General features: G+C 35.1%; 21 protein-coding genes and 1 pseudogene. 5 read left to right on the forward strand and 17 right to left on the reverse strand.

Annotation, left to right across the window (positions count from 1 at the left end):
• Positions 1-104: 104 nt before the first annotated feature.
• Complete coding sequence (locus B5488_RS18160) at positions 105-347, reverse strand: cysteine peptidase family C39 domain-containing protein (RefSeq protein WP_262507352.1); 243 nt, start codon at positions 345-347, stop codon at positions 105-107.
• A gap of 326 nt (positions 348-673) precedes the next feature.
• Positions 674-826, reverse strand: a pseudogene (locus B5488_RS18165) (site-specific integrase); the annotation flags it as partial.
• Positions 827-879: 53 nt separating this feature from the next.
• On the opposite strand from B5488_RS18165, the gene B5488_RS08760 reads away from it, so the two are divergent.
• Positions 880-2,118 (forward strand): IS256 family transposase, encoded by a 1,239-nt coding sequence (locus B5488_RS08760; RefSeq protein WP_079733433.1) that lies wholly within the window; start codon positions 880-882, stop codon positions 2,116-2,118.
• A 593-nt stretch (positions 2,119-2,711) separates the two neighbouring features.
• On the opposite strand, the gene B5488_RS08765 is transcribed toward B5488_RS08760, so the two are convergent.
• The 7 genes from B5488_RS08765 to B5488_RS08790 form a co-directional block, all read right to left on the reverse strand.
• Positions 2,712-3,950 (reverse strand): IS256 family transposase, encoded by a 1,239-nt coding sequence (locus tag B5488_RS08765; RefSeq protein WP_079733433.1) that lies wholly within the window; start codon positions 3,948-3,950, stop codon positions 2,712-2,714.
• A gap of 231 nt (positions 3,951-4,181) precedes the next feature.
• A complete protein-coding gene (locus B5488_RS08770) occupies positions 4,182-4,595 on the reverse strand; it encodes a hypothetical protein (RefSeq protein ID WP_079734916.1) in 414 nt (137 codons plus the stop codon).
• A 202-nt stretch (positions 4,596-4,797) separates the two neighbouring features.
• Positions 4,798-5,916, reverse strand: coding sequence for a hypothetical protein (locus B5488_RS08775; RefSeq protein WP_079734917.1), 1,119 nt, complete (start codon positions 5,914-5,916; stop codon positions 4,798-4,800).
• A 3-nt stretch (positions 5,917-5,919) separates the two neighbouring features.
• Positions 5,920-6,585, reverse strand: coding sequence for a hypothetical protein (locus B5488_RS08780; protein ID WP_079734918.1), 666 nt, complete (start codon positions 6,583-6,585; stop codon positions 5,920-5,922).
• The gene (locus tag B5488_RS17875; RefSeq protein ID WP_154045350.1) at positions 6,578-6,727 is read right to left on the reverse strand and encodes a hypothetical protein; all 150 of its coding nucleotides are present in this window, start codon (positions 6,725-6,727) and stop codon (positions 6,578-6,580) included. The genes B5488_RS08780 and B5488_RS17875 overlap by 8 nt, the downstream gene beginning before the upstream one ends.
• A gap of 4 nt (positions 6,728-6,731) precedes the next feature.
• Complete coding sequence (locus B5488_RS08785) at positions 6,732-6,962, reverse strand: hypothetical protein (RefSeq protein ID WP_079734919.1); 231 nt, start codon at positions 6,960-6,962, stop codon at positions 6,732-6,734.
• A 335-nt stretch (positions 6,963-7,297) separates the two neighbouring features.
• Positions 7,298-9,445: an ATP-binding protein gene (locus tag B5488_RS08790; protein ID WP_079734920.1), complete on the reverse strand. Its 2,148-nt coding sequence runs from the start codon at positions 9,443-9,445 to the stop codon at positions 7,298-7,300.
• A 416-nt stretch (positions 9,446-9,861) separates the two neighbouring features.
• On the opposite strand from B5488_RS08790, the gene B5488_RS08795 reads away from it, so the two are divergent.
• Positions 9,862-10,374, forward strand: coding sequence for a hypothetical protein (locus B5488_RS08795; RefSeq protein ID WP_079734921.1), 513 nt, complete (start codon positions 9,862-9,864; stop codon positions 10,372-10,374).
• A gap of 179 nt (positions 10,375-10,553) precedes the next feature.
• Here the strand turns inward: B5488_RS08795 and B5488_RS08800 are convergent, their stop codons facing one another.
• From B5488_RS08800 to B5488_RS08825, 6 genes are all read right to left on the reverse strand, one after another.
• Positions 10,554-11,009, reverse strand: a complete 456-nt coding sequence (locus B5488_RS08800) for a KTSC domain-containing protein (RefSeq protein WP_079734922.1) — start codon at positions 11,007-11,009, stop codon at positions 10,554-10,556.
• Positions 11,010-11,332: 323 nt separating this feature from the next.
• Complete coding sequence (locus B5488_RS08805) at positions 11,333-11,548, reverse strand: VF530 family protein (RefSeq protein WP_079734923.1); 216 nt, start codon at positions 11,546-11,548, stop codon at positions 11,333-11,335.
• A gap of 2 nt (positions 11,549-11,550) precedes the next feature.
• Positions 11,551-12,852, reverse strand: a complete 1,302-nt coding sequence (locus B5488_RS08810) for a DEAD/DEAH box helicase (RefSeq protein ID WP_106197164.1) — start codon at positions 12,850-12,852, stop codon at positions 11,551-11,553.
• A 123-nt stretch (positions 12,853-12,975) separates the two neighbouring features.
• Positions 12,976-13,428: a cold-shock protein gene (locus tag B5488_RS08815; RefSeq protein WP_037321592.1), complete on the reverse strand. Its 453-nt coding sequence runs from the start codon at positions 13,426-13,428 to the stop codon at positions 12,976-12,978.
• A gap of 219 nt (positions 13,429-13,647) precedes the next feature.
• Entirely contained in the window at positions 13,648-14,352 is a 705-nt protein-coding gene (locus B5488_RS08820; protein ID WP_079734925.1) for a TVP38/TMEM64 family protein, read from the reverse strand.
• Positions 14,353-14,361: 9 nt separating this feature from the next.
• On the reverse strand, positions 14,362-15,222 hold the full coding sequence (locus B5488_RS08825) for an SdiA-regulated domain-containing protein (RefSeq protein ID WP_079734926.1): 861 nt from the start codon (positions 15,220-15,222) through the stop codon (positions 14,362-14,364).
• Between the two features lie 867 nt (positions 15,223-16,089).
• Between B5488_RS08825 and B5488_RS08830 the strand changes: the two genes are divergently transcribed.
• Entirely contained in the window at positions 16,090-18,393 is a 2,304-nt protein-coding gene (locus B5488_RS08830) for a transglycosylase domain-containing protein (RefSeq protein WP_079734927.1), read from the forward strand.
• 171 nt (positions 18,394-18,564) lie between these two features.
• Here B5488_RS08830 and katE read toward each other — a convergent pair whose 3' ends face one another.
• Positions 18,565-20,715, reverse strand: a complete 2,151-nt coding sequence (katE, locus tag B5488_RS08835) for a catalase HPII (RefSeq protein ID WP_079734928.1) — start codon at positions 20,713-20,715, stop codon at positions 18,565-18,567.
• Positions 20,716-20,859: 144 nt separating this feature from the next.
• On the opposite strand from katE, the gene B5488_RS08840 reads away from it, so the two are divergent.
• On the forward strand, positions 20,860-21,339 hold the full coding sequence (locus tag B5488_RS08840; protein WP_079734929.1) for a hypothetical protein: 480 nt from the start codon (positions 20,860-20,862) through the stop codon (positions 21,337-21,339).
• Between the two features lie 165 nt (positions 21,340-21,504).
• Here the strand turns inward: B5488_RS08840 and B5488_RS08845 are convergent, their stop codons facing one another.
• Positions 21,505-23,019 carry a DEAD/DEAH box helicase gene (locus B5488_RS08845; protein WP_079734930.1) on the reverse strand — a complete coding sequence of 505 codons (1,515 nt, stop codon included), beginning with the start codon at positions 23,017-23,019 and terminating at the stop codon, positions 21,505-21,507.
• A gap of 158 nt (positions 23,020-23,177) precedes the next feature.
• Between B5488_RS08845 and B5488_RS08850 the strand changes: the two genes are divergently transcribed.
• Positions 23,178-23,876, forward strand: coding sequence for a Crp/Fnr family transcriptional regulator (locus B5488_RS08850; protein WP_079734931.1), 699 nt, complete (start codon positions 23,178-23,180; stop codon positions 23,874-23,876).
• The last annotated feature ends 6 nt before the right edge of the window (positions 23,877-23,882 follow it).

The raw sequence follows: 23,882 nt of genomic DNA on the forward strand, positions 1-23,882 counted from the left end.
AAGGATAAATTTTAATAAAATAATTATACTTTTTAAATTTATGTTTATGTGCGATAAATAACAGCCCGTTCTGCATTAACACGGATAATAGTTCGAGGTATTTCTTATTGTATTAAATGAGGTTTAATTATAAAAATACAATTATTCGCTTTTAAAGGAAATATGAACCCCCTATTTACTAATCTGGGGTCATTGGACACACCTCCTTTTTGAAGACAAGATATTTCCCTTAGATAATTCAAATTATAATTTCCTCCATAAAAATCTGTAATAAATTTTAAGCAGGTGGGACCACAGTCCATCTGATTGAGCTGGCGATAAACTGGAAAATTATTGACTCCAAACATATTATATAATTGAAAGTCAGAACACTAAATTAATTTTGAAAAATGATAACTGTAGACGAACTAACTATCCATTTATAAATGACAGTAAATTCAACTAAAATCTATATACCTACATATTGGGGAAAATTGATGTTATTATGGGGGAGAAGGGAAATAAACTGAAAGTAACGAGCTTTGTAAATAATTTGTAGTAATAAATTTAAGATTTTATAAGATATTAATTGCAAAATCCGAACATTAATTTATTATCAACTGACTTCATGAAATATACTTGAAAAAAACAACTATTATAGAAATATTTAGATATAGGTTTTATTAAAAATAGTTCAAAAATTTATTACACTATCCAATGCATCATCAGCATCCCGGTGAATAAAATTAGCTTGATAATTTAGAGTAGTTTTTAAATCACTGTGACGATAGAGTTTTTGCAACATTAATGGGTGAATTTTGTCTCCAGCTATATTTCCGAGGGTGTAATCTCAAGTCTGTCTAGACTTTGAAAATTAAATTAAAATTTTTAGACTAGATTATGACACAAGAAGAGATTAAGGAATTAAAGGAAAAAGCATTAAAACAATTTTTATCAGGAGAATCCCTAACCGGCAAAAACGGCGCTTTTGCTCCAATGCTTAGGGAGTTTATGGAAGAGGCCCTGGAAGCAGAAATGTCTTCGCACCTTTCCGATGAAGAAAAAGGCTCAAAAGCAGGTAATAAGCGTAATGGCAAAGGCAAAAAGACCCTAAAGAGCAGCCAAGGGGACGTCACCATTAACACGCCCCAGGATCGTAACAGTACCTTTGAGCCGGAGATCGTAGCGAAACGCCAGCGTATCCTGGCCGATAATTTAGAAAAGCAGATTATAGGCATGTACGGGATGGGCAATAGCCTGCGGGATATCTCAGCTCATATAGAGGAAATGTATGATTCCAAGATATCCACACACGTTCTAAGTGATATTACGGACCGGGTGATTCCCAAGGTTAAGGAATGGCAGGATCGCCCCTTGGAGCCGGTATATTGCATCCTATGGCTCGACGCGATGCACTTCAAGGTACGCGAAGAAGGCAAAGTAAAGCACAAGGCCTTGTATAATATTTTAGGAATAAATAAAGCTGGAAGAAAGGAAGTGCTGGGTATGTATATCTCGGAAAGTGAAGGGGCCAATTTTTGGCTTCAGGTGCTGACCCAATTAAACAACCGTGGCTTAAAAGATATTCTGATTGCCTGTACGGATAATCTTACGGGCTTTAGTGAAGCCATTCATTCTGTTTATCCCAAGACTGATATTCAGCTATGTATTGTCCACCAGATCCGCAATAGTATGAAGTATGTGGCCAGTAAGGATCAAAAAGATTTTATGAAAGACCTTAAACTGGTGTACAAGGCTGACACCAAAGACCAGGCTGAATCGGCTTTACTGGATCTGGAAGAAAAATGGGGCAAAAGATATCCCATAGTGATCCGTTCCTGGAATGATAACTGGGACCGATTGAGTGCTTATTTTGAATATACCGCACCCATTAGAAAACTCATATACACCACAAATGCCGTAGAGGCTTTTCACCGGCAGGTAAGAAAAGTAACCAAGACCAAAGGCGCTTTTACCAATGATATGGCACTATTGAAGCTGGTTTACCTAGCTACCAGAAGAATTGAAAAGAAATGGAACGCCCCACTGCAGAACTGGGGTTTGGTAGTTCAACAATTAGCTATTAAATTTGAAGGTCGGCTAGAGTTGGACTTAGCCACCAATGAAACGAAAAACTAAAATTTTCTTCTCCCGGGGGTACCCCCGGGAGAAGAAGCAGACAGAGTTGAGCTAACACTCCCATTTTTAGCAAAGTCCTCCCCCTAAAACGTTCGTTTTAGGGAGAGGACTTTGCATTTGTTTATACCTCATAAGTGTATATAATAAAACTTATTTTATATTTAATTCGATATTAGATTATAATATCAAACCTTTATTTCCATTCCATACATATTCCCACTTCACTCCTATCCTTAACCAAGCTCAGGATCGCTGCGGCCAAAGAGAATTCCATTACTTATTTTAAAGAAACAGTTGAGAAGAAAAAAATAAGGAAAAGTGTAGTTTAAAATTCGCTATTACCAAAACAAAGTTACGTACCGCAGAACATTAAAGGTCAATTAGAACTATGGTGAATATGATGAAATACCTGTAAAGTCTAGTACTCTCTTTTTTCTCCTTTATGATTCAAAACCTTGCCTAGATATGAAGTAAACGTTGTGATTCTTAATGCCGGAAGATCAAATATATTGTAAATGAATTAATTGTAATGGGAGTGTTAGCTCAACTCTGTCTGCTTCTTCTCCCGGGGGTACCCCCGGGAGAAGAAAATTTTAGTTTTTCGTTTCATTGGTGGCTAAGTCCAACTCTAGCCGACCTTCAAATTTAATAGCTAATTGTTGAACTACCAAACCCCAGTTCTGCAGTGGGGCGTTCCATTTCTTTTCAATTCTTCTGGTAGCTAGGTAAACCAGCTTCAATAGTGCCATATCATTGGTAAAAGCGCCTTTGGTCTTGGTTACTTTTCTTACCTGCCGGTGAAAAGCCTCTACGGCATTTGTGGTGTATATGAGTTTTCTAATGGGTGCGGTATATTCAAAATAAGCACTCAATCGGTCCCAGTTATCATTCCAGGAACGGATCACTATGGGATATCTTTTGCCCCATTTTTCTTCCAGATCCAGTAAAGCCGATTCAGCCTGGTCTTTGGTGTCAGCCTTGTACACCAGTTTAAGGTCTTTCATAAAATCTTTTTGATCCTTACTGGCCACATACTTCATACTATTGCGGATCTGGTGGACAATACATAGCTGAATATCAGTCTTGGGATAAACAGAATGAATGGCTTCACTAAAGCCCGTAAGATTATCCGTACAGGCAATCAGAATATCTTTTAAGCCACGGTTGTTTAATTGGGTCAGCACCTGAAGCCAAAAATTGGCCCCTTCACTTTCCGAGATATACATACCCAGCACTTCCTTTCTTCCAGCTTTATTTATTCCTAAAATATTATACAAGGCCTTGTGCTTTACTTTGCCTTCTTCGCGTACCTTGAAGTGCATCGCGTCGAGCCATAGGATGCAATATACCGGCTCCAAGGGGCGATCCTGCCATTCCTTAACCTTGGGAATCACCCGGTCCGTAATATCACTTAGAACGTGTGTGGATATCTTGGAATCATACATTTCCTCTATATGAGCTGAGATATCCCGCAGGCTATTGCCCATCCCGTACATGCCTATAATCTGCTTTTCTAAATTATCGGCCAGGATACGCTGGCGTTTCGCTACGATCTCCGGCTCAAAGGTACTGTTACGATCCTGGGGCGTGTTAATGGTGACGTCCCCTTGGCTGCTCTTTAGGGTCTTTTTGCCTTTGCCATTACGCTTATTACCTGCTTTTGAGCCTTTTTCTTCATCGGAAAGGTGCGAAGACATTTCTGCTTCCAGGGCCTCTTCCATAAACTCCCTAAGCATTGGAGCAAAAGCGCCGTTTTTGCCGGTTAGGGATTCTCCTGATAAAAATTGTTTTAATGCTTTTTCCTTTAATTCCTTAATCTCTTCTTGTGTCATAATCTAGTCTAAAAATTTTAATTTAATTTTCAAAGTCTAGACAGACTTGAGATTACACCCTCATTGTAATTTTAATTTGTCCATTCTGACTTTTCGATGCTTTTAGTAATTCTAAAATATTTTCAGTGAACTATAAATCTTGGCAACATTCCAGAGCTACCTTTATTTTCCAAGGAATAAGAAGATTTTTTTAATTCGTAATTTTAAACTGACACTAACAAACCATTCGTTTTAATCTTCATCAAATTCAAAATAATTTATCTCAACATCCTCTCTTAAATCTCTTTGTAAATTGAAGTATTTTCTTCTAAAATTAAATAAGGAATCTTCACGTTGATCTGGAGATTGTAATTCAAGTTCCTTTTGAGTTTGATATTGCGCAACAATTAATAGTACATAATTTGCAACATTTTCGTTAAATCTATTTTGAAATTGTTTTTTAGACCTATATTTCTCAATAATGGGATTGTTAACATTTACCAATACAATTCCATCTGATTTTAAGTATTTATCTAATACAGGGTCTTCAAACTCTGAATGTAATTCTGCTGGGTCAGGCGATTTAGGGTCATCGGTCATGATTACATTAACACCTCTATTTGTATTGGTCTTTGTTTGTAGTTCCACTGGACTTTCATCTATCATAACCGCAAATTCATTTCCACTTTCGTCAGGTTCAAATCTTGGACCAATCGATAAGTGGTTTTTAAGTTTTTTATCTCCTTCATTTAGATTTTCTTCTACTTCTTGTTCAATCCAATTACCTCTAATTAAAGTTTCTTCAGAATCTTCATCTGTTGGTTTTCTAAATACAGGTAGCGTTATTTCGTTTTTGATATTTTTACTATTAACTTTTTCGCCATCTGTTTTTGATTTCGTTTTTTTTTCGTAATTGATTTAGTTCCTTTTTAAAATTCAAGTCACATTTTCTTAAAAACTTATTTAATTCTGTGATTTTTTTCTGCGAAACTTCAATAATTCTATTTTTCTCCTTTTCTCTTTGTAATTCCTGTATTTCTTGTATAACTAACTTAATGCTTTTAGATAAAAACTCATTAATTTCAATCGTTAAATCATTTCCTTCTTCTAGGCCTTTTCTGTTTTCTTTAACAGCATCTGCATAATATAATTGTTCAAAAATTACTTCACCATAGATGTATTTTGAAAACGGACGATCATCAAATTCTGAAGTATTTAAGTCTATAAATAGAGTTTTTCCATCACTAACCTCAATAATATTTTGAGAACCTTTTAACGGCTTATTAAAATAATATAGATTTAAAATATTCGAGCTGGTATCATTTTTTAAACTTTTTGGAATTTCAAATTGCCAGTTTCTGTCGGCATTTTTAATACTCACACCTTCGTAGTCCAATTTATCAGAAAAAATGTCACCTTTTTTGTCAATCTTTATTTGCACTTCTTGATTTTTAATAGTCCCTCGTATCCTTGAGTTGCTTGATAACATTATTAACAAGTCTTCTAATGCTATATGATTTTTTATGCTGTCTATTAATTCTATTGTAGTACCATTTTCTTTTTTAACTGATTTATAGTAATAACCTCCTTTATCATAACCATAAATAGGCTTCATATTCTCTTTGTCATAAGAAAACCAAGCCTTATGCTCAAAACCATCTTTAACAGCTGTTTCTCTACCACTAAAACTTTTATAATATTGAAAGAATTTGTTTTCTAAATCTTCTTTTGACATTCCTTCCGCATAATCTTGAACGATTAACTTGGAAATTTTCTTCCCTGTTTTGGATAAAACTTGAACTTCAATGCTCTTATTAGATAATCCTTGTCGAATGTATGAATCATCTGCATTACTAATATATTCGGCTATTCCTCGCACATGTGTTCTACCTCCATGCCATTGCTTTAATTGTTGGTCTAATAATCTACCCCAATCAACATCCATTGCTTGAGGAAAGGCTAAACTTAAATTTCCTGTTTTTTTCATAAATTATTTTAATAAAAAGTTTTTAGTGGATTCGAATTTGCCTATCAAATATTTATGTAATTCATTTAAAACTTCATCTTTCGTTTTAAATGTATCCACAACCAATTCAACGTTTTTAATTTTACCTTCTATATAAGCAGGTTTTTGATGCCAGTTTACACCAAAAAATTGCAAATAATCCGTTTCTACAATTTCATTTTTCTTCCCTGATACAAATTTTAAATATGCTGGAGTTTTTATCAATCTTTTATAAGGCGCTTCATCAATTGATGATATTGTTCTATCATCTCCTAATTTATTAGATAATATTTTTGTGCCTTCATTCAACACATCAATTACTATATCTTTATATTTAAGTTTAGCTTTTTGAGATAGTTTAAAGCCTCCAGTAGATGTTCCTTCTAGCCATCCATTCCTACCTTTCATATCGTAAACTCTTTTGATTACATTGAAGGAATCAGGAAATTGAGAATAACCTCTTAATGAATGTTTTTTTGGGTTTATTAACCAAGCTTCTAGGGTAATATCTTCTAATGATAGAATTAAATTTAAATCTGATGATCTTCCGATAATCCAGATTATTAAGTTCACTGTAGATAGTTTTGCCAATTCACTAACATGCTCTATGTCAGTAACTTTTAATTGAACTTTACTTAATCTATTAGTCATTATCGATTGCGATTTTAAACCCTAATTCTTTTTCAAGTAAAAATAATTCTCTAATTGTTAAGTTTGATAAAGAAGAGTTTAACTCCTTTTTTTCTAAAAATCTATTTCTAGCTTTTTTTACTATTCTCTTTTTCTTTAACATATAATTAAAATTTGAATTCGTTATTTTTTCCTTTATCAAGTTCTTTATTAAAAGATTTCAATACATCACTTACTTTATCTTTTAAAGCCTTTTCCATTTTTCTTATATCATCAGGGTTATATTCATAATTGTTTTTATTTGAGCATTTTTCAAGACTTTCTAGCCCTTTTAAGATGTTTGCTACTCTGTTAGCAGCTACCTTTTCAAATCTTGCTCTTCTAGGAGAATCTTTCATTATACTATAAAATTTATATTATGATGAGGTAAACATACTATATACAAATTAATATACTATATTTTATATAATGTAGTGTACAAATACGTCAAAATACCAATATAACAGATAAAAGAGTTTATAAACCATTACACACACATTCCACTTCGCTCCTATTGTCGCTCCGTAAAAAGAGTGTTCCACTAACATAGTAGAGAAACTTTTGTCAAGAAAAAAATAAAGAAAATAGTGTAATTAACTTTCGCTTTTTACCAAAGCTCAAGTTACATAACGCGGTACATTATAGAGCAATTGTATTAAATTATATAAATCACCATTTAGGTATTTCCGCAATACTATCTGGTAGTTATATCCTTATTATTTGAATTAAGATATTTTTGTAAGAGTTTCATTAATTCGTTTTTATCAATGGGTTTTGGGATATAATCATTACATCCAATTTCAATAAATCTTTCCCGGTCCCCAGGCATGGCGAATGCTGTTTGGGCAATAATGGGAATAGCAGGATTAAAAGTCCTGATTTTTTGGGTTGCTTCTTCGCCACTCATTTCTGGCATTTTGATGTCCATTAATACCAAAGAGATTTCAGTGTCATTCTTAAGCATTTCAACTGCTTCGGTACCGTTCTTTGCATGCAAAATATTAATTACCCCCATGTTCTCAACTATTCTTTTCAGAATTAAATAGTTCAATTTATCATCTTCAGCAATTAAAATTTTACGATTTGGTAGCAGTAATACTTCGCTCTCCTCTTTACCTGTATCGGGAGCTGTAAGAGTGACTTCATCTTTTGGAATGTTGAAAAAGAAGGTACTGCCCTTTCCTTCTTCTGATTCTACCCATAAGTTACCACCAAGCATCTTAGCATAAGCCTGGGCTATTGATAAGCCCAAGCCTGAGCCTTCGTGCGCCCGACTTAAACTGGAATCTGCCTGAACAAACCTGTCGAAAATTACATCGAGTCGGTTTTTCGGGATACCAATGCCATTATCTTTGATATAAAAGACAATGTCACCGCCCTCATCGCGGCTTCCAATTTCTATGGTGCCGTTTGTGGTAAACTTATTAGCATTACTCAACAAATTAATAAAAATGCTGGTGAGCATATTTTTATCGGTATGAAGGATTGTTTCTGTATGAAGGTATTTGCTGGTACATATAATTTTATTATTATTTTTTCGTGCTAATGGAGTTGCAACATCTACATGATTAGCTAATACTTTAGATAGACTAAAGTTAGATTTGTTAACTTTTATTTGTTGGGTTTCCACCTGGGAGATATCTATCAAATCGTTCACAGTGGTAAGCAATCGTGCGCCACTTATTTCTAATATTTCATAGAATTTTTCGCGAGTACCTTTATCTCCATGCGATTCTTTCAACAGGCTTATAGCCCCAACAATAGCATTCATGGGAGTACGAATCTCATGGCTTATATTTTGCAGGAAAACACTCTTTAAGCGATTACTTTCTTCTGCTTTTTCCTTGGCTTCTTTCAGTTTGTCGAATGTTGCTTTTTTCTCTGTAATATTCTCTCCCAAACTGGCTATTCCCCTTATTTTTCCGTAGTCATCGGTAATTACTGAGTTGTACCAGGAGATGTATAATTCTTTTTTGTCTTTTGTAAGTATTTTACTTTCAAATTGATGTAAATCCCGGTTGTTTTCAAACAGTTCCCGAAGCCCTTCTTTTGTCTTTTCTTTTTCATCTTCAGGAATAAAAATGTCTACAGTATTGTTCCCAATAAGTTCTTCCTCTGTATAGCCAGTAATGGAAAGCAAATATTTATTACAGAATATAATATTGCTGTCCAGATCTACATTAATAAAGATCATATTAATATCCAACATCATTTTTGTATACCGTTGCTCAGATTCATTTAACCTTTCTTTTGTTTTCTGGTTTTTCCAATTTTTTAATTGCTTATTCATTAATCTTCCCAAAAGAACTGTGATAACAGGATAGATGCTTATTACCGGCAAAGCCATAAACTTAACATCCAGCGATCCATCTGCAGGAAACAATATGGGCAGGAGCATCATACACACATGCACTACCACTCCAAAAAGATATAGCGACACGATGCTGTTTTTGCCCCCTCGTCTTTGTTGAAAATAGCGCCATCCTAAACCCAAAAAACCGGAAATTATAATGAGACTGACTCCTGTTACTACAAAAGCTCCACCCATAAATAGACGGTAAATTGCTGTAATTAAAATTGCTATAATTGTAGGTATAGCCCCTAGATATAAGCCAGATATTGCCAATAAAATAGATCTTAGATCAAAATAATGACCCGGCTGATACGTCCAGGGAGTAAACATTAATAAAACACCAATGCCTCCAACAATAATACCTGCAAAAATATTGGGCATTAGTTTTTTAGATTGTGTAGAATCAATCCACCGGGTGGCATATAAAAAACTAAAAACCAGTAGTAGTGCAGCATTTTGTATTAATCCAGAAAAATAAGAGTAATCCATATTGTAAAGTGAGGTGTGGAAACAATCTATTTTTGTTTAAAAAACTTACCATTCTGATAATAGACTTAGACAAAATGGATTTACAATTACAATATTGTCAATTTGTGGTGTTATGCTGCATTGTTGATTTATTATGTACTAAATATAGGAATTAAGTATTTAATACTCAATTGTGTACCCCCTAAAAAATATTGACAAATTTTTTTAGGACTTTGCTACTACTTTTAATCTTCAGTATTTTAAACCCTTGCGCTCAATAAAACCCCAATATTTTTAAAAACATTTCCATTGCTGAACCTCCATCTATTTCTGCTATTGTTTATAATTTAAATTATCCTTATTTATTTAACAGCAAATTAAAATTATCTCCTTAGCTTTTTTATAATTTAGATCACTTAAACCAAAAAACTAAGAATATGAGAAATTTTGTAATGATTTTAGCCCTGGTGGCTATAGGTTTTACAAGTTGTAACGATAATGCCAATAAGGATTTGGAAAAGCAACAACAAGAGTTAACCAAAGCTAATGACAGTATTGTTAGCACACACGAAGAACTTACACAAAAGCACCAGGAGTTAATGAACAATCACAACCAGGTATCGCAGGAACTGCGCGGCCTGGAGAAACTTGAAGATTCTACACAGTTAGAAAAACTGGCAGAGCTGGAAGGTCAAATTAGGGACCACCAGGCTACCCTGGCCTCTCACGAAGAAATGATTAGAAGCCATAATGAGCTTAATCAGGAATACGGTTCTTTAAGCGCCGATGAGAAAAAAGCGCAACTTAATGAAATGCAACAAACTCACGACCGTATTATGAGTGAGCAGGACGAAATGAAATCGGAACACGATGGGATTGAAAAAGGACATCAATCCATAAAAGATAAAATTACGCAATCTACCGGGGAAGATTCAGAAAACGAGATGTAACTGATAGCGGTAGTTTACCTTAATATACTAGAAGAGGCTGTTTAAAAAGTCTATTTCGTCAAGCTGAACTTGTTTCAGCTTCTAACATGTTTTGAATAACATATTATATCCTGAAACAGGTTCAGGATGACGGTTTAGAAAACTTTTCAAACAGCCTCTTTTATATACATTAAAAAAGCCTAAGCTGTTTCCAACTCAAGATCTTTTTTAGATTTTCTATATAAAAAGGAATTATAAATATTTCTTTTGGCAAATCTAACCTGCTTATCTGAGCTGATAAACTTGATAAATAATTTCTTGTTTACACCAAAATATTCGTAAGTAGTGCCGTTAGTAAAAGAGATTTCCAGTAAATTTCCTTTGTGTTGGTAATCGGCAATTCCAGCTTCGCTTATGGTGCGGTTATATTCTTCCAGGTTGGCTTCGCGAGTTTGCGGGGCAATACTTACCAAAAAGTGATAACCATCTATAATTTCTTTACTCTTAATTTCAGCTTCGGCGTGCTTTTCGTCAGTTTCCCTAAATTTATCGGGGTGCCATTCTTTAACCAGGTTTCGGTAGCTGGTTTTAAGTTCTTTAAGGTCTATCTCTTTTTCAACATTAAAGAGCTTTTTATATTGATTTACACGCTTCATTATTTTAATTTTAAATAAGCGGCAAAATTACTCCTTTTTTTCGGATAATAGACGTGTTTTTCTCCTCCCCTTTTCTTTTTCTATTTAATAATTTAGAAAATACATCCAGTTGAGTAAATGATAGGTAACCACCCCGGCAATTAAAGCTATAACAAGCTTTAATCCATTAAATCTTAACCATTTTAAAAAGCTTTTCATCAAAATATCTATAAAAATTACCGATTTATACTCCAAAACCGAACTATCAAAGATATTTTTAATTACTGAATTAAGTTTACGGTAATCCGTATAATTGATGTTAAAACTTTAAATCTAACCTAGATTTAAAGGGATTCAAGATATAAATTCTCGACTTTAGTTCTGGCCCAGGGGGTTTTTCGTAAGAATTTTAAACTGGATTTTATAGAAGGATCCTGGGTAAAGCATTTAATATTAATGCGTTTGCCCATTTCTTCCCAGCCATAGCGTTCTACCAGGAATTCAAGAATTTCGGCAAGTTTAACTCCGTGCAATGGATTATTAGGTTGGCTCTTTTCCATTTTTAAATATAACGTACTCTTACTTTTTTCTTCTTAAGCCTTGAATTATTGAGCATTTCGATAAGTGTATCAGCTTTTTTCTCTGGCACCGCTACAAATGCGCAATCCTGCTTCAGCTCGATAAGCCCAAGTTCTTCTTTTTTAAGATTTCCCTGCTTTAAGAAAAGTCCGGCGATATCTCCTTTTGAAATTTTATCCTTTCTTCCTCCCGAAATAAATAAAGTAGTTTTTTCAGCTACATCGGTATCGGTTTTTGTATTCTGAATTTTATAATCGTTAGCATTTATAAAATCAGGTAGTGTTTTTCTATCAGAAAGCACGTAAGCGATTCCCTCCTGGTGCATTCTTGCGGTACGCCCGTTTCTATGCGTAAATTCTGAAGCTTTAAAAGGTAATTGATAATGAATTATAAAATCTATTTCGGGAACATCAATTCCGCGTGCAGCAAGATCTGTGGCAATTAGTATTCTATGCGTTCCGTTTCTAAATTTAATAAGTGATCTTTCCCTGTCTTTCTGCTCCATTCCCCCCGAGAAAATTCCGTGCTCAATATTATTTTTATCTAGAAAATCACTTACTTCAGCAATACTGTCTTTTAGGTTACAAAAAATAATACCAGAGCCTTTAGCATTTTCAGAAAGTAACTTCACCAAACTTTGAAGTTTTGTTTTGGGATTTACCTGTATGGTTTTAATTTCTAATGAAGGCTGCTCCCCTTTTAAATAATCTATTCGTTTAGCATTTTTTAAACCTACAAATCCCGGAATATCAATATTTTGCGTTGCCGAAGTTAATATGCGTTTTTGCAAACTGGAAAGCTCCCCAATAATTTCTTTCATTTCATTTTCAAAACCTACTTCTAAAGATTTGTCAAATTCATCTAAAACAAGTGCTTTTATATTTTTAGTTGAAAAAGTTTCCCGTCTAAAATGATCGGCAATTCTACCGGGAGTACCTATTAAAATGGCCGGTGGGTGTTGTAATTCTATTTTATCTTTAGAAAATGCCCTGCCGCCGTATACGGCATTTGCTTTAAAACCGGCACCCATTTCCCGGGTAACCTGTTCTATTTGAATGGCGAGTTCCCGTGAAGGTACTAAAATCAAGGCCTGCACTTCGGCAAGATCGGGATCTAATACTTCGAGTAAGGGTAATAAAAATGCCAGGGTTTTCCCCGATCCTGTTGGAGAGAGTAAAACTGTGTTTGGGTTTTCACCAATAGTTTTATAAGCTTCCTGCTGCATAGCATTTAGCTGGGAAATCTCCAGTTTTTCAAGGATTTCCTGTAAATTCTTAGTTTGCATGTAATTTGAAATAAAAAAGCCTTTAAACAGACTTTGAAGGGAAAAACCCTATTAGGAAAGATAAAAAATAAAAAGAAAGGTTCAGCAATAATAGATTACCGAACCTTTTATGGGAGTTGAGAATTACTGTTGTTTAACGCGAACGGCGTTCATACCTTTCATTCCTCGTTCCAGTTCAAAAGTCACCTTGTCGTTTTCATCAATCTCATCGATTAATCCGGTAACGTGAACAAAATATTTTTCGTTGTTTTCTGAATCTATAATAAATCCGAAACCTTTAGAATGATCAAAAAATGAGACCTTTCCGTTTCTTTGCGGATCTTCTTCTGGCATATCCTCTTTTTTAGGAACGCCAATTTCTATACTTTCTGCTTCAACTTCAACTTTTTGAGAAGGATCCGGAGGAGTATCGGTAAGATTTCCATCGGCATCTACATAAGCGATCATATCTTCAAAATTACCGCCTTTGTTGGAGTTCTCTTTGCGTTCCTGCTTTTTAGCCTCTTTTTCTTTACGCTTTTTTATTTTCTTTTTTTCTTTTTCAGTTTTACTGAATGTCTGCTGCGATTTGCCCATTAATTAATTTTAATTAGTAATTGAGTGAGTAAGCTTGAATTTTTTCTTGAAGATTTTTGTGGTAGTAACCCGGCTTGTAATGCCATTAATCTTCAATAAATGTAAAGAATCCTGATTAGGACACTGCTTAAACTTCTACAAAGATAAGTGATAGAAATTAAATTACTTAATTTGAAGCGAATAAATAATTCACGATTTCTTAAAACCACTACTTCCCTCCTATTTTTTACGCTTTTTCTTATCCCACCAAACGTATAAAATAAAAATAACCAAACTTACAATAGAGCCCCAAAGAAGGCCGGTTTTAAGGCCATCGGTGCTCTTACCGATAATTGCTATAAAAATAGTGAGGGGAGCAATACCAACAAGGGTTGCGCCAATAAAACGCCAATATCCCATTTTAAGAATACCTCCTACAAAACTAATAGCATCATTAGAAAGAAACGGATTAATCCTGGTAACAATTACTGCCCAAAACCCATAATCATCAATAAAATCTTCAATTTTATTTTCATTTTTAGGTCCTATTAATTTCTGCACGATAACCGGCCCGAAATACCGGCCTATAAAATAACCTACGCTTGAAGCCGTAAAAATAGCTGCAAAAATAATTAGGCTTCCAAAGATAGGCCCGTAAGCCAATATTGAAACTACCATTAAAGCTACCGAAGGGATCACGATTAAGAACATTTGCGCCACCATAGCCAGGATAAGTATTGTTGGCCCCATCCAACCAAATTCTGAAACCCACTCGGTGATGCGCTCTTCATCATTACTGGTTAACACCTCCCAGGCGTTGGTAAAAAACTCCCTTACCCCGGGAATAAAAAAATAACCCGCTATCAAGGCAGCTATTATAATTCCAGAAACAATTAATGGTGCTTTACTTTTCTTTACGGAGGTGGTTTCAACAGGATCGGGCATAAAATTTATTTAATCGTTTAATTTAACTCTTAAAATATTTGCGGGTTGTCTTCTACTTTCATTTGAAATATATAGTCGATTTTGCTCATCAAAAGTAAGTCCTTCGGGTTGGGGAAAAGTTTCAGGATCAAGAAGATGAATTTTCACCTCGTTTCCCTCGTGGTTCAGGATAATCAATTTTGGCTGATTTCCTTCTAAAATATATAACTCACCTGTAGTGGGATGAAATCTAATAGACGACGGCCTAATAATCTCTGACGACCTCCCACCTCTTAATTTTACATAGATCTCATCGCTCCCATCAAGGGTAAAGAGCCGCTTCTTATTTACTTTCCTGGAGGTGAGGTTAAAAGTGTAAATTCCTTTGGTAGCTTTTCTATTGTTATATTCCTTAACAGCAAATAATAAGCGATTGTTTTTAGCATCAAACTCCAGGCTTTCTATCCCATTAATATCTAACCCGGAAATCTGGTAAGTATCAATTTCGGGAGATTCTTTCCTAAAATTTTCTACTTTATATATTTTACCATCGCTTCGCACAACATATGCAGTGTCTTCTATTATAGTAATATCTTCATAATCACCACCCTCGCCAAAAGTAATGCGAGATGTAATTTTTGAAGTTTCAAGATTGTAAATAAAAATAACTCCATCTTCATCCTGGATGCAGGCAACTTCATTATTTCCCAGGTAACTTATCCCCGAAGTTTCCTGAAGAATTGGCGGCAGATTCCACTTTTCTTCAATAGTATAGGTTTTATTGTCATCGTCAAAAGATAAATAACTGTTATTCTTAAAAGCCCAGAAAATGAGTCCGGCGAGTATAAACACGCCAGCAACAATCCCTACTACTATTTTATTCAATTTCATATACGCGCTCCAAGTTGAATTCTAAAATAGGTTTAATATTAAAATTTGTCACGATAATTAAATATTATTAACACCCGGATTTTAAAATTACCAAAAAATATAGGCTGAAAAACCCTCAAAAAACCCCCTAATTGTTAAAAATAAGTTAATTTAGTACTATTTATAGCATAGTACTGTAACAAACATAATCTTATCCAGTCTATTAGATATAACCTTTAAATTTTAAGTATTATGAAAACTTTTGAAACAATCAGCAGACCATTTTTTAACCAGGAAAAAAAGAACTCTAAAACTACCTGGACGAGCAAAAGACGTTATTTAAAATAATCTCAAAAAATTAGAAATCATGAAAAATTCACAAAACATCAGTCCATTTTTAAATCAAGGTAGACTTCCTCCGAGCAAGCTCAACTGGCATTCATAGAAAATAATATTTTTTAATTTCGAAATATGTATCAGAACATTAAATCTCGATTATCGAGTAAATCAAACAATCGTAGTAACAGAGAAATTAAACGCCGTTACCTTTAAAAACTAGATCATGAAAATACAGGAATATATTAATTTGAATTGTGGAAGTACACGAGAACCCCAGGTTTTTGGGAAGAAACCCCGTAATAAGTTCCGTGAAAATTTTACCAGGAACACCTGGTGTTTAAACCTTAGCCCAATGAGTTAACCTTAAAATAAATCGCTTATGGAACTCAGTAAGACCTAGCCGGTACTACCCTAACAAGTAGCCGGCTTTTTTTATTTCCTATAATTTACATATTACTAAAAACCTAAAGTTTAAAAAAACTTAAAATATCTTTAAAATTTAAATCTGGTTTGTATGGTATTTGTTTATTTGTAGCAATTAAACCTCCTATGCTAAACAAGATTAAAAAATCTCCCAAAATAAAATGGGCTATAATAATACTTCTCAGTCTTCTTACAATATTTTTGCTGTTTTTTGCAAGCATTTATTTTGGAGCCTGGGGGCAACTCCCCTCCTCTACCGAGTTAAAAGAGCTTAAGCAGAACAGGGCAACCGAAGTTTTAGCGAAAAACGGAGAACTTATTGGCAAATTTTATGTGTTCGACAGGCAACCTATTACTTATAAAGAGCTCCCAACCCATTTAATAAATGCCCTTGTGGCTACTGAAGATGCCCGTTTTTTTGAACATGATGGTATCGATAATCGAAGTTTGTTACGCGTTGTTTTTAAATCAATTCTACTTCAGGATGATTCGGCCGGTGGCGGGAGTACTATTAGTCTTCAGTTAGCTAAAAACATTTACGGAAGAAAAGATTACGGCGCTTTAGGAATTGTGGTAAATAAATTCCAGGAGGCAATTATCGCCAAAAGACTGGAAGATATTTATTCAAAAGAAGAAATTATCAGGCTCTATTTCAATACCGTTCCTTTTAGTGATAATACTTTCGGAATTGAGAGCGCCGCTATGAAATTCTTCGGAAAACATACTTCAGAAATCAATCTTGAGGAAGCCGCAGTTTTAGTAGGAACTTTAAAAGCTTCCCACTCTTACAATCCCAGGATTTTTCCTGAAAGAAGTCGTTTGCGTAGAGACGTAGTGTTAGAACAAATGGGAAAATACGGCTATTTAACCGAGGAAGAAGTACAGGAAGCCAAGCAGCAAGAATTGGTGTTGAATTACAAAAGCTACAGTCACGATAAAGGTCTTGCACCGTATTTTAGGGAGCAGGTTAGAAAAGATGTAAGTGAAATCCTGGATACGCTTAAAAATAAAGACGGAAAGCAATTCAATATTTATCGAGATGGTTTGAGTGTGCACACCACCCTGGATGTTAAGATGCAAACTTTAGCTGAAGAGGCTTTAAAAGAACATCTGCAAAATTTGCAAAAACAACACGAAGAGGCCTGGGGAAGCGCCGCGCCCTGGTTAACCAATCGGGAAATAATAAACGATGCTTTAAAAAAGACTTCGGCCTGGAAAAATCTTGCAAAAGAAGGTCATAGTGAAACTGAAATAATGGAAGTTTTAAATAAAGAACATCCTACCGAACTGTTTAATTATGAAGGCACCGAAACTAAAAATGTAAGTACAAGAGATAGTGTGGCTCATTATCTTAAATTCCTTAATGCAGGGATGCTTGCGGTTACTCCTGAAACCGGCGCAGTACAAGCCTGGGTTGGCGGAGTTAATTTTCAGCATTTTCAATACGATCATGTTTCCCAAAGTAAACGCCAGGTAGGTTCTACATTTAAGCCTTTTGTATATACCGCAGCTTTAGAAAATGGCATAGAACCCTGTGAATATTTTTCGGCTCGTGAGGTGACGTACGCAAAGGGCTGGACACCTTCAAACTCTGGGAGTGAAGAAGAAGACCCGCATATGAATTACAACTTAAAAGAGGCTTTAAGTAAATCCATGAATACCATTGCGGTAAAAGTGCTTATGGAAACCGGAATTAAAAATGTAATAAACCAGGCTAAAGCAATGGGAATTACATCTAATTTACCAGAAGTGCCTTCTATTGCCTTAGGTACTGCTTCTTTAAACTTAACCGAATTAACCGAAGCCTACACTCCTTTTGTAAATAATGGGAGAACCAGCAAAGCATATTATATCACAAAAATTGAAGATGGCGAAGGCAATATTTTAGCTGAATTTAAACCTGAAATTTCAAATAGCCGTAGTATTTCTGAAACCAATAGAAAAATCATGATAGAAATGATGAAAGCTACGGTAAATGAAGGCACCGCCACCAGATTAAGAAGCACTTATGGTTTAAGAAACGATATAGCCGGAAAAACAGGAACTACCCAAAATAACAAAGATGGTTGGTTTGTTGGAATAACTCCTAAGTTACTTGCCGTAACCTGGGTGGGGTCTGACGATCATAGAATTGGATTTAGAAATACTTATATTGGGCAGGGCGCCAATTCAGCATTGCCGGTTTTTGCTAAATTAATGCAGAAGATGAATAGCGACCCCGATTTTAATGAAATTACTCAGGCGAGATTTGCCCCTCTTTCCTCTGAAATAAAAGAAATGATGGATTGTGATCCGGAAAAAAGGGATGGTTTCTTTAAGCGTCTTTTTGGAGATGGTGATGAAAATGAAGCCGAAAAACCGGAAAAAGAAGAAAAGAAGGAGAAGAAAGGTTTTTTTAAGCGCCTTTTTGGAGGTAAGGATAAAAATTAAAAAAGAAACTGCCTGAAAAGTTTTTAAATCGTCATTCTCAATTTATTTCAGAATCTAAGTTTTTAACCTATTAGAAGCTGAAACAATCCCGAAGCTTCGGGACAGCTCTTGACGAAATTAAACTTTCCAGACAGTCGCAATATTTATAACAGCCTGTACTTCAGAAAAAAATTATGCAGGAATACTATCTTTTTCCTCTCTTTTCCAGAAACGGTGATGGCCTATAGCTTTAATAAATTCTGATGATTTACCTTTTCCTACAATCACACCATCTTCAGCAAGGTTTTTCTTATCCAGGTTTTTCCAGAAATAAGTTTCTTCAATTAAACCATTCTCCTGGGCTGTAGCAATTGGTTTACAATGCTTGTAACCTTCATTTAAGAAATGAATCGCTTTCGGAATTTTCTTCAATGCCTTATGGGCTTTATCTCCCGCGGGCACATAGAAAGCATCAAAAACTACAGAAGCGCTGGTTCTAAAAGCTTCATCTACTTTAAGTGATTTACCATCGGCAGTTTTAACTTCAGTAGAATTTGGCCCAAGAATTTTTACCATTGCGCCTTCCTTATCTAATGCTTTCTTCATATCGTTAACGGATTTATCTTCTACCCCATCGGCGCATAAAAAGGCTACCTTTCGGGTTGCGATATTTCCAAATCCTTTATGCATCATACTTAACGCAGGGTCTTTATCTAAAGAAGGATTGCTTTTAGTAGGTTCATAACGTTCTGGGTCAAAATCTGCGGGAACTCCGTGATTTAATTGCGTTTTTTTCTTCGGAACAGGCATTCCCAAATTTGATGCAACTTCTTTAGCTAAATCTTTATTCACCTCATTCAGCAAGCCTAACATTCTTTCCCTTACCTCTACGGCATCTACCTTACCAAGTTCAAAACTTAAAGCGTTGATAATGTGCTGTTGTTCAACTTCGGTCTGACTGTTAAAGAACAGGGTAGCCTGGCTAAAATGATCTTTAAAACTTTCGCTACGTTCACGCACTTTTTTAGCGTCAATTTTTTCAGGGTAACTGTCAAAACCGCCTTCTGCAATTTTAGCCTGGAACGGGCAGCCGTTACCTAATGAATTTGGCTGATAACTGGTTTGTCCTTTATTAATTTGCTGCCTCATATGCCCATCGCGCTGGTTGTTGTGCATTGGTGCGATTGGTCGGTTAATTGGGATTTCGTGAAAGTTTGGTCCTCCAAGTCGCTTCAGCTGTGTATCGGTGTAAGAAAATAATCTACCCTGCAAAAGTGGGTCGTTACTGAAATCTATTCCCGGAACAATATGTCCTGGATGGAAAGCTACCTGTTCGGTTTCTGCAAAGAAATTATCGGGATTTCTGTTCAGTACCATTTTACCGATTTTCTTAACAGGTACCATTTCTTCAGGAACCAACTTTGTAGCATCCAGCAGGTCAAAGTCAAATTTATGTTCATCTTCTTCTGGAATTAATTGTACGCCAAGCTCCCACTCTGGGAACTGGCCATTATCAATTGCTTCCCAAAGATCTCTTCTATGGAAATCGGGATCGTTCCCTGAAATCTTTTGTGCTTCATCCCAGGCAACTCCGTGGGTTCCAAGTAGTGGTTTCCAGTGGAATTTCACAAAAGTTCCTTTTCCATCTTTATTCACAAATCTAAACGTGTGTACTCCAAAGCCTTCCATCATTCTTAAACTTCTAGGAATGGCCCTGTCACTCATTGCCCACATTATCATGTGCATAGATTCTGGCATTAATGAAATAAAATCCCAGAAAGTATCGTGAGCAGAAGCAGCTTGCGGAATTTCATTATGCGGTTCAGGTTTTACAGCGTGAATTAGATCTGGGAATTTTATAGCATCCTGGATAAAGAAAACCGGGATATTATTTCCTACCAGGTCATAATTTCCTTCTTCAGTATAAAATTTCACCGAAAATCCGCGTACATCCCGGGCTAAATCTGTTGAACCTTTAAATCCGGCTACAGTAGAAAACCGGGTAAAAACCGGGGTTTTCTTAGATGGATCCTGTAAAAAACCCGCTTTGGTATATTTCTCCATAGATTCATAAACCTGGAAATATCCATGGGCGCCCGAGCCTCTGGCATGTACTATTCTCTCGGGGATTCTTTCATGGTCAAAATGGGTGATTTTTTCCCTAAGAATAAAATCTTCGAGCAAAGAAGCTCCTCTATCTCCTGCTTTAAGGGAATTTTGATTATCGTTAATTTTCACTCCCTGGTTGGTAGTTAAAAACTGATCCTGGCCGTCTTCACGGTTTTTTTCCAGGTCCTCATGCTTCTTATTTTCGGAAGCCTTTTTCTTTCCTTCATTTTTCATAATTATATTTTTTTATTGGTTCCTTTAAAATTCATAAATAAAAAGGGTTTTTAAAATTTAGGGCTGTTAAATAAATCCTATAATTAGTAATGTTCTTTTGAGGAAGGTAATTATTCCTGAATTTTGAAAATCAAGAAGAAAAAAATGAAAGAAAATACTGCCAAGTTTAATAAACTGGATTACCGGGTTAGCCAATGGATGTATAAATATGGTAAGCCCATTTTACGAATTTCGCTGGCAATAAATTTTATTTGGTTTGGCGCTTTAAAAGTGGTTTGGGATAGTCCTGCGCAGGAGCTTATTGCCGCCACTGTTTTTTGGTTTGATTCCGAATTTTTTATTCCTTTTCTGGGTGTTTGGGAGGTTTTAATAGGAATATTTTTACTCTCTAAACGCACGCTAAGACTAGCCATTATATTGCTGGTGCTACAAATGCCGGGTACTTTTTTACCCTTTATTATTTTGCCTGAGGTTTGCTTTGAAAATTTTCCTTTTGTGCTCACCACCGAAGGCCAATACATTATTAAAAATCTGGTACTTATAAGTGCGGCTATTGTAATTGGTGGCTCGGTTAGGGAAAGGGAATTTATTGAGCGCGATATAAAATCGGCAGATACCGATTAATTGGAATTTTTCTTTAGAAAAAGATTCTGAACCCGCCAGACGCCTAAGGCAGGTTCAGAAAAAACGTCTTGTTCCCATTGTTAACGAAACAAGATGTTGTTGTTTGTCTCTTCAACTTTTATTTGACAGCGCAGGTAAAAGTCTTCAGGAGATATAAAAAACTATTTAAAATTCTTTATTAATCGCCATTCTCAACTTTCGGGAATAATCTTCTTCCAGCCAATCGCGGTAATTTTTGGTACTCTTACTTATGCAGTATGAATATTGCTTAATACGAGAATTAATATCATCTTTAAGCTCTTTTGCAAGAATTCGAGCATCAAAAACATCTTCAGAATTTTCTACGCACATTTTTACATGTTGCTCCATAGACCATTCTAAAACCGCTTTAGATTTTAGTCCTTTTTTAATCACTTTATCATAAGCTTCTTCCACATCAAAATCTACATCTTCGGTATTAGAAAATTGTTCCCTTATTTCGGGAGGCATCACGTATTTAAACTCACGCTCTATTTCTTCATCGCTTAGTAGATTTTCAAAATAGAAATCTGGCGCCCTAAAGATTTGTTTCCAGTCTACCGGCGAACTCCATTCACCAAAACGGGCCAGGTTATTACCTAAATCTATCACGCTAAATTCAGACTTTCCTGGCAAAACTCTGGAACCCCGACCAATCATTTGAAAATAAAGCGTCAGGGATTTTGTGGCACGGTTCAACACAATAGTTTCTACCGTAGGTTCATCAAAACCGGTGGTAAGAATACTTACTGAAGTTACAATGGCATCAGGCGTGTGCTTAAACCATTTTAAAATGTCTTTTCTATCTTGCTTACTCGTGGTATTGTCTAAATGCCGAATAGGTAAACCCGCATTTCTAAATGTTTCGTAAACTTCAATTGAAGTATTTATACCATTATTAAAAATAAGGGTTTTCTTTCCGCGGGAGCGTTCATAATAAGCACTAAGCAGTTTTTCCTGCATAGAGATATTAGAATATAATTCTTCTGAAGATTTTACGGTATAATCTCCATTCATTCCCACCTTTAAACTGGTAAGTCCTACGTTATAACTATAAGTATTGGCACAGGCTAAAAAGCCTTTTTCAATAAGTGAACCTATAGAATCTCCCACAATAAGTTCGCGGTAGTTATCCTTCATAGGTAATTTTATGTTAGAACTAAGCGGCGTAGCCGTAACTCCTAGAATAAAACACTTCTCAAAGAATTTAAATAATTTTCGGAAAGAATTATAATGTGCCTCATCTATAATTACCAGGCCAATATCTTTAATTTCCAGCTTTTCATCGTGCAAGCGGTTATTTAAAGTTTCTACCATCGCTACGAAACACATATAGTCTTCCTGATCTGGTAACTCTTTAACCTTGGAGTTTATAATTTTATTAAGCACTCCAAAACCATCTAACATATTAGAGGTTTGTTTACATAATTCTATTCTATGGGTTAGAATAAGAACCTTTTTTTGAGTACGTTGAATGTACTCGCGCACCATTTGTGAAAATATAACCGTTTTACCTCCACCCGTAGGCAATTGGTAAAGCAGGTTATAATGTTCAGGATGCTCATCTATCACATTAAATATTTTATCAATATCTTTTTGTTGATAGTCATAAAGTTCCTTGTCAACTTTTTTGTCTTCTATTCCAAAGGTTTCCACCGCCATAATTTTTTTTCAGATCTGCAAGTTTGCAAAAATAGCTGATTTCTTAGGTTTAAAGAAATATTTAGGACAGAAATACATTTTAATAATCCGGAAATGAGTAATTTTAGAATTCATTTTTTTTCCCTCCCGGAGGTTTTATAAGATCAAAACATTTGATTATGAATCTAAAAGGAGCGGCAAGCGAGCTTGGTTTAAAAACCATTACTAATACTATTCTTTTTAAAGATCTTGATAAAGATTTCTTGCCAGAGATCGCTTCTCAATTTATCATAGAAAAATGGCCCGCCCACACTTGTAGTAGCTGTCATCAATTAAGGCATAAATTTCATATCATAATTTCCGGACGTTTAAAAGTTTTTAAAACAGATCAAAAAACGGGGCGTGAATTTACGCTGTTTTTACTGGGTAAACATGATTTTTTTGATGTGATAACTTTAATTGAAGAATGCTCTCATAAATTATATTATGAATCTCTGGAAGATGTGAAAATGTTATCCACTCCTATTTTAATAGTACGACGGTGGTTAAAACAATACCCAATGTTAAACCAGCGGCTGCTCCCTTATTTAGGAAAACAACTTTTAAGCATAGAAGAATATGCCGTAAACCATACGCTGTTGGAGATACCTGCCCGCCTGGCGAGGCTTATTTTAAAGAATATTAACCAGGAATCAAAAAAACTGGAGTTTATTAATGATCTTTCTAATGAAGAAATTGCCAATTTAATAGGATCTACCCGCGCTGTGGTAAACAGGCATTTCCAGGAATTCAAGAATGAAGGAATCCTTAAATTAGGTAGAAAAAAGATGGAAGTTATTAATTTAACTTTATTAATTAAAAAAGCAACTAACCAATAAAATAAT

It is taken from the genome of Salegentibacter salegens, from assembly GCF_900142975.1.
Lineage (GTDB): Bacteria > Bacteroidota > Bacteroidia > Flavobacteriales > Flavobacteriaceae > Salegentibacter > Salegentibacter salegens.

Excerpts from the sequence above, each read along its gene's own strand:
- B5488_RS18160 (WP_262507352.1), bottom strand. The coding sequence starts at position 347 with ATGTTTGGAGTCAATAATTTTCCAGTTTATCGCCAGCTCAATCAGATG.
- B5488_RS08760 (WP_079733433.1), top strand. The coding sequence starts at position 880 with ATGACACAAGAAGAGATTAAGGAATTAAAGGAAAAAGCATTAAAACAA.
- B5488_RS08765 (WP_079733433.1), bottom strand. The coding sequence starts at position 3,950 with ATGACACAAGAAGAGATTAAGGAATTAAAGGAAAAAGCATTAAAACAA.
- B5488_RS08770 (WP_079734916.1), bottom strand. The coding sequence starts at position 4,595 with ATGATAGATGAAAGTCCAGTGGAACTACAAACAAAGACCAATACAAAT.
- B5488_RS08775 (WP_079734917.1), bottom strand. The coding sequence starts at position 5,916 with ATGAAAAAAACAGGAAATTTAAGTTTAGCCTTTCCTCAAGCAATGGAT.
- B5488_RS08780 (WP_079734918.1), bottom strand. The coding sequence starts at position 6,585 with ATGACTAATAGATTAAGTAAAGTTCAATTAAAAGTTACTGACATAGAG.
- B5488_RS17875 (WP_154045350.1), bottom strand. The coding sequence starts at position 6,727 with ATGTTAAAGAAAAAGAGAATAGTAAAAAAAGCTAGAAATAGATTTTTA.
- B5488_RS08785 (WP_079734919.1), bottom strand. The coding sequence starts at position 6,962 with ATGAAAGATTCTCCTAGAAGAGCAAGATTTGAAAAGGTAGCTGCTAAC.
- B5488_RS08790 (WP_079734920.1), bottom strand. The coding sequence starts at position 9,445 with ATGGATTACTCTTATTTTTCTGGATTAATACAAAATGCTGCACTACTA.
- B5488_RS08795 (WP_079734921.1), top strand. The coding sequence starts at position 9,862 with ATGAGAAATTTTGTAATGATTTTAGCCCTGGTGGCTATAGGTTTTACA.
- B5488_RS08800 (WP_079734922.1), bottom strand. The coding sequence starts at position 11,009 with ATGAAGCGTGTAAATCAATATAAAAAGCTCTTTAATGTTGAAAAAGAG.
- B5488_RS08805 (WP_079734923.1), bottom strand. The coding sequence starts at position 11,548 with ATGGAAAAGAGCCAACCTAATAATCCATTGCACGGAGTTAAACTTGCC.
- B5488_RS08810 (WP_106197164.1), bottom strand. The coding sequence starts at position 12,852 with ATGCAAACTAAGAATTTACAGGAAATCCTTGAAAAACTGGAGATTTCC.
- B5488_RS08815 (WP_037321592.1), bottom strand. The coding sequence starts at position 13,428 with ATGGGCAAATCGCAGCAGACATTCAGTAAAACTGAAAAAGAAAAAAAG.
- B5488_RS08820 (WP_079734925.1), bottom strand. The coding sequence starts at position 14,352 with ATGCCCGATCCTGTTGAAACCACCTCCGTAAAGAAAAGTAAAGCACCA.
- B5488_RS08825 (WP_079734926.1), bottom strand. The coding sequence starts at position 15,222 with ATGAAATTGAATAAAATAGTAGTAGGGATTGTTGCTGGCGTGTTTATA.
- B5488_RS08830 (WP_079734927.1), top strand. The coding sequence starts at position 16,090 with ATGCTAAACAAGATTAAAAAATCTCCCAAAATAAAATGGGCTATAATA.
- katE (WP_079734928.1), bottom strand. The coding sequence starts at position 20,715 with ATGAAAAATGAAGGAAAGAAAAAGGCTTCCGAAAATAAGAAGCATGAG.
- B5488_RS08840 (WP_079734929.1), top strand. The coding sequence starts at position 20,860 with ATGAAAGAAAATACTGCCAAGTTTAATAAACTGGATTACCGGGTTAGC.
- B5488_RS08845 (WP_079734930.1), bottom strand. The coding sequence starts at position 23,019 with ATGGCGGTGGAAACCTTTGGAATAGAAGACAAAAAAGTTGACAAGGAA.
- B5488_RS08850 (WP_079734931.1), top strand. The coding sequence starts at position 23,178 with ATGAATCTAAAAGGAGCGGCAAGCGAGCTTGGTTTAAAAACCATTACT.